Genomic DNA, 16,398 nt, shown 5'->3' with positions numbered 1-16,398 from the left:
TAAGGAGCTATATATGTGGTACTTCGCATGGATTTTGGGAACGCTTCTTGCCTGTGCCTTTGGGGTTATTACCGCGCTGGCGCTTGAGCACGTGGAAGCCACCAAAGCAGGTAAAAAAGAAGAGCATTGATGAAAATTATCGCTACTCTTTACGCGATAATGGACAAGCGCCCGTTAAGGGCGCTTTCCTTACTGATGGCGCTGCTGTTGGCAGGCTGCATCTTCTGGGATCCGTCGCGTTTTGCGGCGAAGACCAGCGAGCTGGAAATCTGGCATGGTTTCTTGCTGATGTGGGCTGTGTGCGCTGGCGTCATTCACGGTGTCGGTTTCCGCCCGAGAGCCGTGCACTGGCAGGGGATTTTTTGTCCACTTATCGCTGATATTGTTCTCTTCGCAGGCCTGATTTTTTTCTTCTTTTGAAAGATAAGAGTATAAGAAAACTCTGTTAACCGCATGGGCTTGCATAAGCCCATAAAAATTTACTCGCCGTTTACTTTCTCCCATTCCAAACCACGATTCCCGCGCGTATAGTAGCGAAGTTTGAAAGCACTACTCTTTTTTTGCATTACCGGGATGTAAAGTGAATACAACGCTGTTTCGATGGCCGGTCCGGGTCTACTACGAAGATACCGATGCCGGTGGTGTGGTTTACCACGCCAGTTACGTCGCTTTTTATGAAAGAGCACGCACAGAGATGCTGCGCCATCATCACTTCAGTCAGCAGGTACTGTTGGCTGAACGAGTTGCCTTTGTCGTTCGCAAAATGACGTTAGAGTATTTTGCGCCCGCCAGACTCGACGACATGCTCGAAATCCAGACGGAAATCACCTCGATGCGAGGCACCTCTTTGGTTTTCACGCAGCGAATCGTCAACGCGGAGAATACAGTTTTAAACGAAGCTGAGGTTCTCATTGTGTGCGTTGATCCACTCTTAATGAAGCCTCGTGCGCTTCCCAAGTCTATTGTCGCGGAGTTTAAGCAGTGACTGACATGAATATCCTTGATTTGTTCCTGAAGGCGAGCCTTCTGGTTAAACTTATCATGTTGATTTTGATTGGTTTTTCTATCGCTTCCTGGGCCATTATCATTCAGAGAACGCGTATCCTTAATTCGGCCAGCCGCGAAGCTGAAGCTTTCGAAGATAAGTTCTGGTCCGGCATTGAGCTGTCTCGCCTGTATCAGGAAAGCCAGGGGCGTCGCGATAGCCTCGCCGGTTCGGAGCAGATTTTCTACAGCGGCTTTAAAGAGTTCGCTCGTCTGCATCGTGCGAACAGCCATGCGCCGGAAGCGATTGTCGAAGGGGCGTCGCGCGCGATGCGCATTTCGATGAACCGCGAACTGGAAAACCTGGAAACGCATATTCCGTTCCTCGGTACCGTCGGTTCCATCAGCCCGTATATCGGCCTGTTCGGTACCGTCTGGGGGATCATGCACGCCTTTATCGCTCTTGGTGCGGTGAAGCAGGCGACGCTGCAAATGGTTGCGCCAGGTATCGCCGAAGCGCTGATCGCCACGGCAATCGGCCTGTTCGCCGCGATCCCTGCGGTGATGGCGTACAACCGTCTGAACCAGCGCGTGAACAAACTTGAATTGAACTACGACAACTTTATGGAAGAGTTCACCGCCATTCTGCACCGTCAGGCGTTTACCAGCAGCGAAAGCAATAAGGGGTAAGCCATGGCCAGAGCACGTGGACGCGGACGTCGCGAACTGAAGTCCGAGATTAACATCGTTCCGCTGCTGGATGTCCTGTTGGTGCTGTTGCTTATCTTTATGGCGACAGCGCCGATCATTACGCAGAGCGTGGAAGTCGATCTGCCGGACGCCACGGAGTCGCAAGCGGTGAAAAGCAACGATGAACCACCGGTTATCGTTGAAGTCTCCGGTGTAGGGCAGTACAGCGTGAAAGTTGGTCAGGAAACGCTGTCTCAACTGCCGCCGGAGCAGGTGATTGCCGAAGCGAAACGCCGCCTCGAAGCGAATGAGAAGACGGTGTTCCTCATTGGTGGCGCGAAAGATGTGCCTTACGATGAAATTATTAAAGCGCTTAACCTGTTGCATAGCGCAGGGGTTAAATCGGTTGGCTTAATGACCAAGCCTATTTAATCGGCCCGTGAAGCGCGCGGCGGCGGAAATCGACAGTCTTCCGCCGCTGCTCAGCGGCAACAGGCGAACAGTTTTTGGGAACCGATAGTGTCAAAGGCAACCGAACAAAACGATAAGCTTAAACGAGCGATCATAGTTTCAGTGGTGCTGCACATCATATTGATTGCGCTGCTGATCTGGAGTTCGTTCGACGAGCATCTGGATGCTTCAGCCGGTGGCGGCGGAGGTTCTTCCATCGATGCGGTCATGGTCGATCCTGGGGCGGTGGTAAACAACTACAACCGCCAGCAGCAACAGCAGTCCAGCGCTCGTCGCGCTGCCGAGCAGCGTGAAAAACAGGCTCAGCAGCAGGCCGAAGAGCTGCGGGAAAAACAGGCTGCCGAACAGGAACGCCTGAAGCAGATGGAACAAGAACGTCTGCAGGCGCAGGAAGCCGCGAAAGAGGCTAAAGAGCAGCAGAAACAAGCTGAAGAAGCCGCAGCCAAGGCTGCCGCCTCGGCAAAAGCGAAAGCGGATGCTCAGGCGAAAGAGGCGCAGGAAGCCGCGGCCAAAGCGGCCGCCGATGCGAAAGCGAAGGCCGATGCCCAGGCGAAAGTCGCGGAAGCGGCTGCCGCTAAAGCTGCTGCCGATGCGAAGAAACAGGCTGAAGCCGAAGCGGCGAAAGCGGCTGCGGATGCGCAGAAGAAAGCCGAAGCGGAAGCGGCGAAGAAAGCTCAGCAAGATGCTGAGAAAAAAGCGCAGCAGCAGGCCGAGAAAAAAGCCCAACAGGAAGCGGCTAAACAGGCTGCGGCAGAAAAAGCCGCCGCCCAGAAAGCGGCAACTGAAAAAGCCGCTGCCGAGAAGGCCGCCGCGGAAAAAGCGGCAGCAGCAGAGAAAGCTGCTGCCGCCAAAGCCGCCGCTGCTGAAAAGGCTGCCGCCGATAAAGCAGCGAAAGCCGCTGCCGCTAAGGCTGCCGCCGCGAAGAAAGCCGCTGCAGCAAAAGAAGCGAATGGCGTTGACGACCTTCTTGGTGACCTGAGCTCAGGTAAGAATGCGCCGAAAGGTAACACCAGCGGTAGCGCTGGGGGCTCTTCTCCTGCTAAAGGAAGTAAGCAGGGGCAGGGTGGCGCTTCTCAGGCTGAGATTGCCAACTACATATCGCAGGTTCAGGCCGCGATTAAAGGCCATCTCTACGACTGGGATACGTACAAGGGTAAAGTCTGTACGTTGCGCGTTAACCTGGCTCAGGATGGAACATTGTTAAGTGTGAAATCGGAAGGCGGCGATCCGGCGTTCTGTCAGCAAATGCTGGCGGCGACAAACCGGATGACGAAGTTCCCTAAACCGCCGTCACAGGCTGTTTATGAAACATTCAAAAATGCGCCACTGGACTTTAAACCATAAATAGAAAATTCCCCGTGCAAGCGGGGAAAAACAATCTATGGTAGTCACAGGGTTTTGGTAGTTTTGTGTATTTGGGTTTGTTAACATTCTGCTAAATTATCGTGGGCTTTCCGCCCGGATAAGGGAGATATGATGAAGCAGGCATTACGAGTAGCATTTGGTTTTTTGATGCTGTGGGCGGCGGTGCTGCACGCAGAAGTACGCATCGAGATCACCCAAGGGGTGGACTCGGCTCGCCCAATCGGCGTGGTGCCATTCCAGTGGGCTGGACCGGGCGCTGCACCTGAAGACATTGGCGGCGTGGTTGCGGCTGACCTGCGCAACAGCGGCAAGTTTAATCCGCTGGATCGCTCGCGCCTGCCTCAGCAGCCGGGTAGCGCTCAGGAAGTACAGCCTGCGGCATGGTCCGCGCTGGGTATTGACGCCGTGGTCGTAGGCCAGGTAACGCCAAACCCGGATGGTTCTTACCAGGTTGCGTATCAGCTGGTGGATACCGGCGGCGCGCCGGGCACTACTCTGGCGCAAGGCTCTTTTAAAGTGACCAAGCAGTACCTGCGCTATGCCGCGCACACTGCCAGTGACGCGATATTTGAAAAGCTGACCTCAATTAAAGGCGCTTTCCGTACCCGTATCGCTTACGTGGTTCAGACCAACGGCGGCCAGTTCCCGTATGAGCTGCGCGTCTCTGACTACGATGGCTACAACCAGTTCCTGGTACACCGTTCATCACAGCCGCTGATGTCGCCGGCATGGTCTCCGGACGGTTCTAAACTGGCCTATGTAACCTTCGAAAGCGGCCGTTCCGCGCTGGTTGTCCAGACCCTGGCGAATGGCGCGATCCGTCAGATCGCTTCCTTCCCGCAGCATAACGGCGCGCCGGCATTCTCGCCGGACGGCAGCAAACTGGCGTTCGCTCTGTCGAAAACCGGTAGCCTGAACCTGTATGTGATGGACCTCGGTTCCGGCCAGATCCGTCAGGTGACCAACGGTCGCAGCAATAACACCGAACCAAGCTGGTTCCCGGATAGCCAGAACCTGGCGTTTACTTCCGACCAGGCCGGCCGTCCTCAGGTGTATAAAGTGAACGTCAACGGCGGTACGCCGCAGCGCATTACCTGGGAAGGTTCGCAGAACCAGGATGCTGACGTCAGCGCTGATGGTAAAATTATGGTAATGGTAAGCTCGGCCAACGGTCAGCAACACATTGCTAAACAAGATCTGGAAGCGGGTGGTGTACAGGTTCTGTCATCAACGTTTTTAGATGAAACGCCAAGTCTGGCACCTAACGGCACTATGGTAATCTACAGCTCTTCTCAGGGGATGGGATCCGTGCTGAATCTGGTTTCTACAGATGGGCGTTTCAAAGCGCGTCTTCCGGCAACTGATGGACAGGTCAAATTCCCTGCCTGGTCGCCGTATCTGTGATAATAAATAATTGATTATTAAAGGAATCAAAGAAATGCAACTGAACAAAGTGCTGAAAGGGCTGATGATCGCTCTGCCGGTTATGGCAATCGCGGCGTGTTCTTCTAACAAGAACGCCAGCAACGACCAGAGCGGTGAAGGCATGCTGGGTGCCGGCACTGGTATGGACGCTAACGGTAACGGCGGCAACATGTCTTCCGAAGAGCAAGCTCGTCTGCAGATGCAGCAGCTGCAGCAGAACAACATCGTTTACTTCGATCTGGACAAGTACGATATCCGTTCTGACTTCGCTGCAATGCTGGACGCGCATGCTAACTTCCTGCGTAGCAACCCGTCCTACAAAGTGACCGTAGAAGGTCACGCGGATGAGCGTGGTACTCCGGAATACAACATCGCTCTGGGTGAGCGTCGTGCTAACGCCGTTAAGATGTATCTGCAGGGCAAAGGTGTTTCTGCTGACCAGATTTCCATCGTTTCTTACGGTAAAGAAAAACCTGCAGTACTGGGTCATGACGAAGCGGCATATGCCAAAAACCGTCGCGCCGTACTGGTTTACTAAGAGAATTGCATGAGCAGTAACTTCAGACATCATTTATTGAGTCTGTCGTTACTGGTTGGCATAGCGGCCCCCTGGGCCGCTTTTGCTCAGGCGCCAATCAGTAGTGTCGGCTCAGGCTCGGTCGAAGACCGCGTCACTCAACTTGAGCGTATTTCCAATGCTCACAGCCAGCTTTTAACCCAACTCCAGCAACAACTCTCCGATAACCAAAATGATATTGATTCCCTGCGTGGTCAAATTCAGGAAAACCAGTATCAGCTCAATCAGATTGTCGAACGCCAGAAGCAGATCCTGCTGCAGATCGACGGCCTGACGAGCGGTGGCGGGGCAGCTGCCGCAGGCGCGCAGGCGCAGGCTCCATCGTCTTCCGGCGAACAGAGCTCGACTGCCAGCAGCGCAGCGCCGGCAGCCTCTTCAGGGGTTCCTGCGATGACTGGAGATGCCAACACCGATTACAACGCGGCTATTGCGTTGGTGAAGGATTCATCCCGCCAGGATGACGCGATGGTGGCGTTTCAGAACTTCGTCAAGAAGTACCCGGATTCAACTTACCAGCCGAACGCCAACTACTGGCTCGGACAGTTGAACTACAATAAGGGGAAAAAAGACGATGCGGCATATTATTTTGCCTCGGTGGTGAAAAACTATCCGAAATCCCCGAAAGCGCCAGATGCGATGTTTAAGGTCGGCGTCATCATGCAGGATAAAGGTGATACCGCAAAAGCGAAGGCGGTTTACCAGCAGGTGGTCAGTAAATTCCCTGGCACCGATGGTGCGAAACAAGCGCAAAAACGTCTTAACGCCCTGGGTTGATTATGGCATGACCAGAAATTGCATTATTTCTGGTCTTGTCGCACGAAACCCAAGCAGTTAAGTGATCTTTATCGAAATTTTAGTTGCGCTGAACTCTGAAATCAGTAATATATGCCGCCGTTGCCAAGGGATATCGACCAGGCCTAAAGCGACGTAAGAGTGGGTCGTTAGCTCAGTTGGTAGAGCAGTTGACTTTTAATCAATTGGTCGCAGGTTCGAATCCTGCACGACCCACCAATCGTTCTGGTGGAACACGATAGTAAAACGTGAAGGATAACGTTGCGATAGCAACGGCCCGTAGGGCGAGGCGAAGCCGAGTCATCCTACACGACCCACCACTAATTTAGTTAGTTAGATGTATCCAGCGTAGTTTCGGGTGATTAGCTCAGCTGGGAGAGCACCTCCCTTACAAGGAGGGGGTCGGCGGTTCGATCCCGTCATCACCCACCACCGGGTCGTTAGCTCAGTTGGTAGAGCAGTTGACTTTTAATCAATTGGTCGCAGGTTCGAATCCTGCACGACCCACCATCTTTAACACCGTACTTCGGTGTTAAACGTGAAGGATAACGTTGCTTCAGCAACGGCCCGAAGGGCGAGCGAAGCGAGTCATCCTGCACGACCCACCATCATTCCAGGTGGGGTTGGTGGCAGCATTAAATGTAGTATCCAACGCAGTTTCGGGTGATTAGCTCAGCTGGGAGAGCACCTCCCTTACAAGGAGGGGGTCGGCGGTTCGATCCCGTCATCACCCACCACTCGGGTCGTTAGCTCAGTTGGTAGAGCAGTTGACTTTTAATCAATTGGTCGCAGGTTCGAATCCTGCACGACCCACCAATTTCAACATTTAACTCAGATGTTGAACGTGAAGGATAACGTTGCGTCAGCAACGGCCCGTAGGGCGAGGCGAAGCCGAGTCATCCTGCACGACCCACCAATTTCAACGTTGGTGTCGAGTGAAATTATTCAGGTAGTACCAGAGCGGGTCGTTAGCTCAGTTGGTAGAGCAGTTGACTTTTAATCAATTGGTCGCAGGTTCGAATCCTGCACGACCCACCAATTTCAGCATTTAACTCAGATGTTGAACGTGAAGGATAACGTTGCGTTAGCAACGGCCCGAAGGGCGAGGCGAAGCCGAGTCATCCTGCACGGCTCACCAGTATTTCATCCTGAATGATTACAGCAGTAAAATCCCGCAAGGGGTCGTTAGCTCAGTTGGTAGAGCAGTTGACTTTTAATCAATTGGTCGCAGGTTCGAATCCTGCACGACCCACCAATGTAAAAAAGCGCCCTAAAGGCGCTTTTTTGCTATCTGCGATATAAACGATTCGAACCTGCAGCAGGCTCGGGCGAGCGAAGCGAGTCATCCTGCACGACCCACCAATGTAAAAAGGCGTCCTAAAGGCGCCTTTTTGCTATGCGCCATAACCCAAAATCCTACTTTAGCATGACTCCACGGTCGCGCTACGCTTACCGTGGCTACATAAGACACGAACCGGTAGCCCGGGTAGATGCGTAGCATCGCCCCCGGGAATACGTGCGGGGCACAAAATTCACCACGACTTCTTGCTTGCAATCGGTTATCTTGTTTAGCATATAAAACGCCATGACCGTGTAAAGGCCACAGTAAGCCAACTTTACGGTTTTAAAGTTAAGCCAGTAAAACGAGATTGCAAGATGAGCGTAATGTTTGATCCTGAAACGGCGATTTACCCTTTCCCGCCAAAACCGCAGCCGCTAAACCGCGACGAAAAGCAGTTTTACCGCGAGAAAATTAAACGCCTGCTGCGTGAACGCGACGCCGTGATGGTGGCGCATTACTACACCGATCCCGAAATTCAACAGCTGGCCGAAGAGACCGGCGGCTGCATTGCCGACTCGCTGGAAATGGCGCGTTTTGGCGCCCGCCACTCTGCATCCACATTACTGGTCGCCGGGGTTCGTTTCATGGGCGAAACCGCCAAAATTCTCAGCCCGGAAAAAACCATTTTAATGCCGACGCTCAATGCGGAATGCTCGTTGGATTTAGGCTGCCCGATTGAGGCGTTTAACGCGTTCTGCGATGCCCATCCTGACCGGACTGTGGTGGTCTATGCCAATACCTCCGCAGCGGTAAAAGCGCGAGCTGACTGGGTCGTGACCTCCAGTATTGCCGTTGAACTGATTGAGCATCTCGACAGCCTCGGGCAAAAGATCCTCTGGGCGCCGGACCGCCATCTGGGTCGCTACGTGCAACGCCAGACCGGAGCGGACGTGCTGTGCTGGCAGGGGGCCTGCATCGTTCATGACGAATTCAAAACCCAGGCGCTAACACGTATGAAGGCGCTCTATCCCGATGCCGCGATCCTGGTGCACCCGGAATCACCGCAGGCGATTGTCGACATGGCGGATGCCGTAGGTTCAACCAGCCAGCTGATCGCCGCGGCCAAAAGTCTGCCGCAACGTCAGCTTATCGTGGCAACCGACCGTGGTATTTTTTATAAAATGCAGCAGGCGGTACCGGAAAAAGAGCTACTGGAAGCGCCGACGGCGGGGGAAGGGGCAACCTGCCGCAGCTGCGCCCATTGCCCGTGGATGGCGATGAACGGCCTGAAAGCGATAGCGGAAGGTCTAGAACAGGGCGGTGTTGAACATGAAATCCACGTCGACGCGAAACTGCGCGCCGGTGCATTAATTCCCCTTAACCGGATGCTGGAATTTGCGGCTACACTACGGGGATAACTCATTATCGCGTCGCGTTACGCTTAGGGGATAAAATGGATTTTTTCAGTACGCAGAATATTTTAGTACACATACCCATCGGCGCCGGTGGCTACGATCTTTCGTGGATTGAGGCGGTGGGAACCGTCGCTGGCCTATTGTGCATCTGGCTGGCGAGTCTGGAAAAGATCAGCAATTACGCTTTCGGGTTGGTTAACGTCACGCTGTTCGCGATTATCTTCTTTCAGATCCAACTGTACGCCAGCCTGTTGCTGCAGCTTTTTTTCTTTGCGGCCAACGTTTACGGCTGGTATGCGTGGTCAAAACAGACCAGCGACAATGAAGCCGAATTGAAAATTCGCTGGCTGCCGCTGCCGAAAGCGCTGGCCTGGCTAGTGGGCTGTGTCGTGGCTATTGGCCTGATGACGGTGTTTATCAATCCGGTATTCGCTTTCCTGACCCGCATCGCGGTCAACCTGATGCAGATGCTGGGGCTACAGGTAGCCATGCCGACGCTCGAGCCGGATGCCTTCCCATTCTGGGATTCCTGCATGATGGTGCTGTCGATTGCGGCAATGGTGCTGATGACGCGCAAATACGTTGAGAACTGGCTGCTGTGGGTGATCATCAATGTCATCAGCGTGGTCATTTTCGCTCTGCAGGGCGTATACGCGATGTCGTTGGAATATTTACTGCTGACGTTTATTGCGCTGAACGGCAGCCGGATGTGGATTAACAGCGCGCGTGAGCGAGGTTCTCACGCGCTTTCTCGTTAATGGTGATGATGATGTCCGTGCCCGGAATGCGTCAAGTTAAGGTGGCATTCCGGGCCGCTGCAGGGCCTGTACTCCATCTGTACCGTTACATGCTCAATCTCATATTTCTGCTCAAGAAAGTGCTGGATGCTATCGAGCAGCGCATCGTGATCGTGCGGCGGTACCACCTGCACATGAAGAGTCATTACCGGTTTTTCCCCAACCAGCCAGACATGCACATGGTGCACGTCGCGAACTTCAGGGATAGAGCGGCGCAAGTCACGGCTTAAGGCTTCGACGTCCAGCGAACGCGGCGCCCCTTCCAGCAGCTCATTCATACTTTCCTGCAACAACCGCCAGGCGCTACGCAGCACTAAACATGACACCAGCACGGAAAGGATAGGGTCAATCGGCGTCCAGCCGGTTGTCAGGATCACGACAGCAGCCACAATAGCGCCGACGGATCCCAATAAATCACCCAATACGTGCAGCGCCGCCGCCCGGACGTTGAGATTACTTTCGGCGCTACCGCGATGCAGGATCCAGAACGCGAGGATATTGGCTAGCAGACCGGCCACCGCGATAACCATCATCGTTTTTCCGGCGACCGGTTGTGGATGGTTAAAGCGCTGTACCGCTTCCCAGAAGATAAAAATAGTAATAACGACCAGGGCGATGGCGTTGACGAACGCCGCAAGGGTGGTTAAACGTAGCCAGCCGAAGGTGTGGCGACTATTCGGCGGCCGGCTGGCGAAGCGTACCGCCAACAGGGCGAAGAGCAGGGCGGCGGAGTCGGTGAGCATATGTCCGGCGTCGGCCAGCAGGGCCAGCGAGCCGGAAATCACGCCGCCGATGGCTTCGATAACCATAAAACCGGCGGTAACGATGAAAGCCTGCAATAGACGCTTTGCGTTACCGGAATTCGGGCTGTCAGAAGCCGTGTGAGAGTGCGCCATGAATAAATCCTGTCGTTATTATTTGCATTGATGCTGACGTTATCCATTAAGCATACAAAACGCCAATCGATAAAACGAGCATGATGCCGTAGAAAACACTTCAGTTATGGCGATACATAATATTTATATCCACTATATTAATGGTGGTTATCACCAATTTATGGTGAATAGACCCCACTAAAATAATTGTTTATTTTGTTTTCTTCATGCTATTCAGCAAAATAGCCTTGTAACTGTAAAAGTCTGTTTACACTTTATGGACGGCGAGTTAGATTGAAGGCATTGCACTCAATTGTATAAGTATGGCAACGCTGGAAAGAAGATGAATTATCAGAACGACGATTTACGTATCAAAGAGATCAACGAATTATTACCTCCCGTTGCGCTCCTGGAAAAATTCCCCGCTACCGAAAATGCTGCTAACACCGTTGCACATGCTCGCAAAGCGATCCACAAGATCCTCAAAGGTAATGACGATCGTCTGCTGGTGGTTATTGGTCCGTGCTCGATTCACGACCCTGCTGCGGCGAAAGAGTATGCCAGCCGCCTGCTGACGCTGCGCGAAGCGCTTAAAGGCGAACTGGAAATCGTTATGCGCGTCTATTTTGAGAAACCTCGTACCACCGTCGGTTGGAAAGGGCTAATTAACGATCCGCATATGGATAACAGCTTCCGCATCAATGACGGTCTGCGTATCGCCCGTAAACTGCTGCTGGAAATTAACGATAGCGGCCTGCCGGCGGCAGGCGAATTCCTCGACATGATCACTCCGCAGTATGTGGCGGATCTGATGAGCTGGGGCGCTATCGGCGCGCGTACTACCGAATCTCAGGTTCACCGCGAACTCTCGTCCGGTCTTTCCTGCCCGGTTGGTTTTAAAAACGGCACTGACGGCACCATTAAGGTCGCTATCGATGCGATTAACGCCGCTGGCGCGCCGCACTGTTTCCTGTCGGTGACCAAGTGGGGTCATTCCGCCATCGTCAACACCAGCGGCAACAGTGATTGCCATATCATTCTGCGCGGCGGCAAAGAGCCGAACTACAGCGCGAAACACGTGGCAGAAGTGAAGGTCGGCCTGGCGAAAGCAGGGCTGCCGGCGCAGGTGATGATCGACTTCAGCCACGCCAACTCCAGCAAGCAGTTTAAAAAGCAGATGGAAGTGGGTACCGACGTTTGCCAGCAGATTGCCGGCGGCGAGAGCGCGATTATGGGCGTGATGATTGAAAGTCACCTGGTGGAAGGCAATCAGAGTCTGGAAAACGGCGAGCCGCTGACTTACGGCAAGAGCGTGACCGACGCCTGCATCGGCTGGGAAGATACCGAAACTATCCTGCGTCAGCTGGCGGATGCGGTTACCGCGCGCCGTGGCTAAATAGTCCTGGTTCTCACCGGCTGAGTTAGTGCAACGCCGGTGACAGCAAAGCAATAAAAAAGCGTGGAAGGTTCCACGCTTTTTTTGTCGCTGATTTTATCAGGCGAGCATTACTTGGCTTTACCCTGGTTGGCGACGGCAGCGGCTTTCGCAGCGATTTCGTCAGCATTACCCAGGTAGTAGTGTTTGATAGGTTTGAAGTTTTCATCGAACTCATAGACCAACGGTACGCCAGTTGGGATGTTCAGTTCGAGGATTTCGTCTTCGCCCATGTTGTCGAGGTATTTCACCAGCGCGCGCAGGGAGTTACCATGAGCGGCGATGATCACGCGCTCGCCGCTTTTCAGGCGCGGCAGAATGGTTTCGTTCCAGTAAGGTACGACGCGATCGATGGTCAGCGCCAGACTCTCGGTGGTCGGCAGTTCAGCATCGGTCAGTTTCGCATAACGCGGATCGTGGCCCGGATAACGTTCGTCGTCTTTGGTCAGCTCCGGCGGAGTGACGGCAAAGCCGCGGCGCCACTGTTTCACCTGCTCGTCGCCGTATTTCTCAGCGGTTTCCGCTTTATTCAGACCCTGCAGCGCACCGTAGTGACGCTCGTTCAGCTTCCAGGATTTTTCAACCGGCAGCCAGGCTTGATCCAGTTCGTCCAGTACGTTCCACAGGGTATGGATGGCACGTTTCAGCACCGAGGTATAAGCAAAATCAAAGCTGAAGCCTTCAGCCTTCAGCAGCTTACCTGCCGCTTTCGCTTCGCTCACGCCTTTCTCAGACAGGTCAACGTCGTACCAACCGGTGAAGCGGTTTTCGTTGTTCCATTGGCTCTCGCCATGACGGACGAGTACCAGCTTAGTTACAGCCATACACTTACTCCTCAAGCTTTATTTGAATGATAACAATTCTCATTATATTGCCGTGATTTACCTCACGGCAATGCTTATCCCTAACCATAGCGAAAATAGTGGCTCAGTGTAAGGTGCTTGTAAAACAGAGGTTATGTTTTTGCTGTAAGTGGCGTATTTTTCAGCGAAATGATAAAAAAGCCCTCCACCAGGAGGGCCGGGTATTATTTGGCGATAAATTGATATTCCGTCAGGCTGACGTATTCGGCGCCGGGGCGCAATACGCAATCCGGCTGCGGCCAGTGCGGATGATTCGGCGAATCCGGCAGGAACTCGCTCTCCAGCGCCAGACCTTGCCAGTCATCGTACGGTTGCGCCGTACGCGACGGCGTACCGCCAAGATAGTTACCGGAGTAAAATTGCAGGGCCGGGGCAGAGGTATACACCGCCATCTGCAGCTTTTCGTCCTGCGACCAGACCTGCGCCGCTGGCTGACGGGCGTCGCCTTTGGCCTGCAGTAGAAACGCGTGGTCGTAACCTTTCACCTTCTGCTGGTCTGCATCGGCGAGGAAATCCCCGGCAATGACCCTCGGCTCACGGAAATCAAAGCTGGTTTGCGCTACGTCGCGCAGATCGCCATAAGGAATGCCATCGCTCTCGACCGGCAGATACTGGTCGGCGAAAATCTGCAGGCGATGGTTGCGCACGTCGCCCTGGACGCCATCAAGGTTGAAATAGACGTGGTTAGTCATATTCACCGGACAGGGTTTATCCACGGTGGCGCGATACTCAATCGAAATACGGTTATCGTCAGTCAGGCGATAGTGTGCTGTCGCCTGCAGGTGGCCCGGATAACCCTGATCGCCGTCGGTGGATTCAAGAGCAAACAGCGCCTGGCTGTCGTCGTGGCGGATAAGTTGCCAGCGGCGCTTGTCGAATCCGTCCGGCCCGCCGTGCAGCTGGTGGCCCGCGTCGTTAGACGGGGACAGACTGACCGTATGGCCATCAAGCGCAAAGCGGCTGTTGGCGATGCGGTTGGCATAGCGGCCGACCGACGCGCCGAGATAAGCCGCCTGCTCGCCGTACTGCTGCGGCACCGCGCAGCCGAGCAGCGCTTCGCGTAAGCTGCCATCGGCAAGTTTCACCTCAGCCGACAGCAGGGTGGCGCCCCAGTCCATCACCGTGACCGTCATTCCTGCGTGGTTACGTAGGGTGATCAGGTTCCACGGCTGGCCGTCGGGTGCGAGGTCGGTGGTTTGCGTTAGCATTGGCCGGCCCCCTGGGATGGTTTGCAGACGTAGAAGGTTTCTTTAATGCCGGTTTTTGCTTCGTACTGCTCAGCGACCGCTTGCTGAACCTTATCAACCCATGCTTCCGGTACCAGTGCGACGATACAGCCGCCAAAACCGCCGCCGGTCATGCGTACGCCGCCCTGGTCGCCGATAACGCCTTTGACTATCTCAACCAGAGTATCAATTTGCGGCACGGTGATTTCAAAATCATCGCGCATGGAGGCATGGGACTCCGCCATCAGTTGGCCCATTCGCAGCAGATCGCCGCTCGCCAGCGCGCTTGCCGCTTCAACGGTACGGGCATTTTCCGTCAGGACGTGGCGCACGCGTTTCGCCACGATGGGATCCAGCTCGTGGGCCACGGCGTTAAACTGCTCCAGCTTCACGTCGCGCAGGGCGGGCTGCTGGAAGAAGCGGGCGCCGGTTTCGCACTGCTCGCGGCGGGTATTGTACTCGCTACCCACCAGAGTGCGTTTAAAGTTGCTATTGATGATGATCACCGCCACGCCTTTTGGCATCGACACCGGCTTGGTGCCGAGCGTGCGGCAGTCGATCAGCAGCGCGTGATCTTTTTTGCCCAGCGCCGAGATTAACTGGTCCATGATGCCGCAGTTGCAGCCGACAAACTGGTTTTCCGCTTCCTGGCCGTTAAGGGCGATTTGCGCGCCATCGAGCGGCAGATGATACAGCTGCTGGAACACGGTGCCGACGGCGACCTCCAGCGAGGCAGAAGAGCTGAGTCCCGCACCCTGCGGCACGTTGCCGCTGATCACCAGATCGGCGCCACCGAAGTGGTTATTGCGCTTCTGCAGGTGCTTGACCACGCCGCGCACGTAGTTTGACCACTGCTGGGTATCGTGGCTGACGATCGGCGCATCGAGAGAGAATTCGTCCCGCTGATTGTCGTAATCGGCGGCAATCACCCGCACTATGCGGTCGGAACGCGGCGCGCAGCTTACCACGGTTTGATAATCAATGGCGCACGGCAGCACGAAACCATCGTTGTAGTCGGTATGTTCGCCAATCAGGTTGACGCGGCCCGGCGCCTGAATGACGTGATTGGCAGGGTAGCCAAACTGTGCAGCAAACAGCGCCTGGGTTTTCTCTTTCAGACTCATTCTTCAACTCCTGATTCACGAAAATGGATATCGCTAACGGCGCGCAGTTTTTCGGCGGCTTGTTCCGCCGTCAGGTCGCGCTGGGTTTCGGCTAGCATCTCGTAACCGACCATAAATTTGCGCACCGTGGCGGAGCGCAGCAGCGGTGGGTAAAAGTGAGCGTGCAGCTGCCAGTGTGGATTATCTTCATTATTAAACGGCGCCCCGTGCCAGCCCATGGAGTAGGGGAAGGAACACTGGAACAGGTTGTCGTAACGGCTGGTCAGCTTTTTTAGCGCCAGCGCCAGATCGCGGCGCTGGGCATCGGTTAAATCAGTCAAACGCTGGATGTGCGCTTTCGGCAGCAACAGCGTTTCAAATGGCCAGGCCGCCCAGTAAGGCACCACGGCCAGCCAGTGTTCGGTGTCGACGACGGTACGGCTGCCGTCGGCCAGTTCGCGTTGCGCGTAGTCCACCAGCATCGGTGAACCCTGTTCAACGAAGTAACTTTTTTGCAGACGATCTTCGCGTTCCGCTTCATTCGGCAGGAAGCTGTTTGCCCAGACCTGGCCATGCGGATGCGGATTGGAGCAACCCATCGCCGCCCCTTTGTTTTCGAAGACCTGAACCCAGGGGTAGCTCTTCCCAAGGTCCGCGGTCTGCTCCTGCCATGCTTTAACCACGCCTTCCAGCGCTTCAACGCTCAGTTCCGGCAGCGTTTTGCTGTGGTCTGGCGAAAAGCAGATAACCCGACTGGTGCCGCGCGCGCTTTGGCAGCGCATTAGCGGATCGTCGCTTTCCGGGGCGTCCGGGGTATCGGTCATCAGCGCCGCAAAGTCGTTCGTAAACACGTAGGTGCCGGTGTAGTTCGGGTTTTTGTCGCCGGTGACGCGGGTATTACCCGGGCACAAGAAACAGTCCGCATCGTGCGCGGGCAACGTTTGTTTTGCCGGCGTCTCCTGCGCCCCTTGCCAGGGGCGCTTGGCGCGATGCGGTGAAACCAGAATCCACTGCCCGGTTAACGGGTTATAACGACGGTGCGGATGGTCGACGGGGTTAAATTGCGTCATGGTATTTCCTTAGAGCCTTACCTATCAG

General features: G+C 54.7%; 17 protein-coding genes and 7 tRNA genes. 19 read left to right on the top strand and 5 right to left on the bottom strand.

The genetic code is table 11. The features are described 5' to 3' along the window. Positions 1-13: 13 nt before the first annotated feature. The 18 genes from cydX to pnuC all read left to right on the top strand — a co-directional run bounded on the left by cydX (position 14) and on the right by pnuC (position 9,759). Positions 14-130 carry a cytochrome bd-I oxidase subunit CydX gene (cydX, locus tag PYR66_16365; protein ID WEF26874.1) on the top strand — a complete coding sequence of 39 codons (117 nt, stop codon included), beginning with the start codon at positions 14-16 and terminating at the stop codon, positions 128-130. Beyond that, positions 130-420: a cyd operon protein YbgE gene (ybgE, locus tag PYR66_16360; protein ID WEF26873.1), complete on the top strand. Its 291-nt coding sequence runs from the start codon at positions 130-132 to the stop codon at positions 418-420. The genes cydX and ybgE overlap by 1 nt, the downstream gene beginning before the upstream one ends. 160 nt (positions 421-580) lie before the next feature. Continuing rightward, positions 581-985, top strand: a complete 405-nt coding sequence (ybgC, locus tag PYR66_16355; protein WEF26872.1) for a tol-pal system-associated acyl-CoA thioesterase — start codon at positions 581-583, stop codon at positions 983-985. Further along, positions 982-1,674, top strand: a complete 693-nt coding sequence (tolQ, locus tag PYR66_16350) for a Tol-Pal system protein TolQ (protein WEF26871.1) — start codon at positions 982-984, stop codon at positions 1,672-1,674. Before ybgC ends, tolQ begins: the two co-directional genes overlap by 4 nt. Before the next feature lie 3 nt (positions 1,675-1,677). After that, positions 1,678-2,106 carry a colicin uptake protein TolR gene (tolR, locus tag PYR66_16345; GenBank protein ID WEF26870.1) on the top strand — a complete coding sequence of 143 codons (429 nt, stop codon included), beginning with the start codon at positions 1,678-1,680 and terminating at the stop codon, positions 2,104-2,106. Between the two features lie 87 nt (positions 2,107-2,193). Then, positions 2,194-3,489, top strand: a complete 1,296-nt coding sequence (tolA, locus tag PYR66_16340; GenBank protein WEF26869.1) for a cell envelope integrity protein TolA — start codon at positions 2,194-2,196, stop codon at positions 3,487-3,489. A 132-nt stretch (positions 3,490-3,621) separates the two neighbouring features. Continuing rightward, the gene (gene tolB / locus PYR66_16335; protein ID WEF30477.1) at positions 3,622-4,914 is read left to right on the top strand and encodes a Tol-Pal system beta propeller repeat protein TolB; all 1,293 of its coding nucleotides are present in this window, start codon (positions 3,622-3,624) and stop codon (positions 4,912-4,914) included. A gap of 34 nt (positions 4,915-4,948) precedes the next feature. Next, positions 4,949-5,473 carry a peptidoglycan-associated lipoprotein Pal gene (gene pal, locus PYR66_16330; GenBank protein ID WEF26868.1) on the top strand — a complete coding sequence of 175 codons (525 nt, stop codon included), beginning with the start codon at positions 4,949-4,951 and terminating at the stop codon, positions 5,471-5,473. Between the two features lie 9 nt (positions 5,474-5,482). After that, the gene (gene cpoB / locus PYR66_16325) at positions 5,483-6,286 is read left to right on the top strand and encodes a cell division protein CpoB (protein WEF26867.1); all 804 of its coding nucleotides are present in this window, start codon (positions 5,483-5,485) and stop codon (positions 6,284-6,286) included. A 161-nt stretch (positions 6,287-6,447) separates the two neighbouring features. Then, positions 6,448-6,523: transfer RNA gene (locus tag PYR66_16320), tRNA-Lys, on the top strand. Positions 6,524-6,660: 137 nt separating this feature from the next. Beyond that, positions 6,661-6,736: transfer RNA gene (locus PYR66_16315), tRNA-Val, on the top strand. A 2-nt stretch (positions 6,737-6,738) separates the two neighbouring features. Next, positions 6,739-6,814 (top strand) — tRNA-Lys (locus tag PYR66_16310). A gap of 151 nt (positions 6,815-6,965) precedes the next feature. Then, a tRNA-Val gene (locus PYR66_16305) sits at positions 6,966-7,041 on the top strand. Between the two features lie 3 nt (positions 7,042-7,044). Continuing rightward, a tRNA-Lys gene (locus PYR66_16300) sits at positions 7,045-7,120 on the top strand. Between the two features lie 146 nt (positions 7,121-7,266). After that, a tRNA-Lys gene (locus tag PYR66_16295) sits at positions 7,267-7,342 on the top strand. A gap of 141 nt (positions 7,343-7,483) precedes the next feature. Then, positions 7,484-7,559 (top strand) — tRNA-Lys (locus PYR66_16290). 401 nt (positions 7,560-7,960) lie between these two features. Then, the gene (gene nadA / locus PYR66_16285) at positions 7,961-9,004 is read left to right on the top strand and encodes a quinolinate synthase NadA (protein WEF26866.1); all 1,044 of its coding nucleotides are present in this window, start codon (positions 7,961-7,963) and stop codon (positions 9,002-9,004) included. A 35-nt stretch (positions 9,005-9,039) separates the two neighbouring features. After that, on the top strand, positions 9,040-9,759 hold the full coding sequence (pnuC, locus tag PYR66_16280) for a nicotinamide riboside transporter PnuC (protein WEF26865.1): 720 nt from the start codon (positions 9,040-9,042) through the stop codon (positions 9,757-9,759). On the opposite strand, the gene zitB is transcribed toward pnuC, so the two are convergent. Further along, positions 9,756-10,694, bottom strand: coding sequence for a CDF family zinc transporter ZitB (gene zitB, locus PYR66_16275; GenBank protein WEF26864.1), 939 nt, complete (start codon positions 10,692-10,694; stop codon positions 9,756-9,758). The genes pnuC and zitB overlap by 4 nt on opposite strands. Before the next feature lie 322 nt (positions 10,695-11,016). On the opposite strand from zitB, the gene aroG reads away from it, so the two are divergent. After that, positions 11,017-12,069, top strand: coding sequence for a 3-deoxy-7-phosphoheptulonate synthase AroG (gene aroG, locus PYR66_16270; GenBank protein ID WEF26863.1), 1,053 nt, complete (start codon positions 11,017-11,019; stop codon positions 12,067-12,069). 110 nt (positions 12,070-12,179) lie between these two features. On the opposite strand, the gene gpmA is transcribed toward aroG, so the two are convergent. The 4 genes from gpmA to galT all read right to left on the bottom strand — a co-directional run bounded on the left by gpmA (position 12,180) and on the right by galT (position 16,370). Continuing rightward, on the bottom strand, positions 12,180-12,932 hold the full coding sequence (gpmA, locus tag PYR66_16265; protein ID WEF26862.1) for a 2,3-diphosphoglycerate-dependent phosphoglycerate mutase: 753 nt from the start codon (positions 12,930-12,932) through the stop codon (positions 12,180-12,182). A gap of 203 nt (positions 12,933-13,135) precedes the next feature. After that, on the bottom strand, positions 13,136-14,179 hold the full coding sequence (gene galM, locus PYR66_16260; GenBank protein WEF26861.1) for a galactose-1-epimerase: 1,044 nt from the start codon (positions 14,177-14,179) through the stop codon (positions 13,136-13,138). After that, positions 14,173-15,321, bottom strand: a complete 1,149-nt coding sequence (gene galK / locus PYR66_16255) for a galactokinase (GenBank protein ID WEF26860.1) — start codon at positions 15,319-15,321, stop codon at positions 14,173-14,175. Before galK ends, galM begins: the two co-directional genes overlap by 7 nt. Continuing rightward, a complete protein-coding gene (gene galT, locus PYR66_16250) occupies positions 15,318-16,370 on the bottom strand; it encodes a galactose-1-phosphate uridylyltransferase (GenBank protein ID WEF26859.1) in 1,053 nt (350 codons plus the stop codon). The genes galK and galT overlap by 4 nt, the downstream gene beginning before the upstream one ends. Positions 16,371-16,398: the final 28 nt, after the last annotated feature.

The sequence above is a fragment of the Klebsiella aerogenes genome (genome assembly GCA_029027985.1).
Classification (GTDB): domain Bacteria; phylum Pseudomonadota; class Gammaproteobacteria; order Enterobacterales; family Enterobacteriaceae; genus Klebsiella; species Klebsiella aerogenes_A.
The sequence above is the reverse complement of the archived record's forward strand: the minus strand, read 5'-3'. Positions and strand labels throughout refer to the sequence as shown.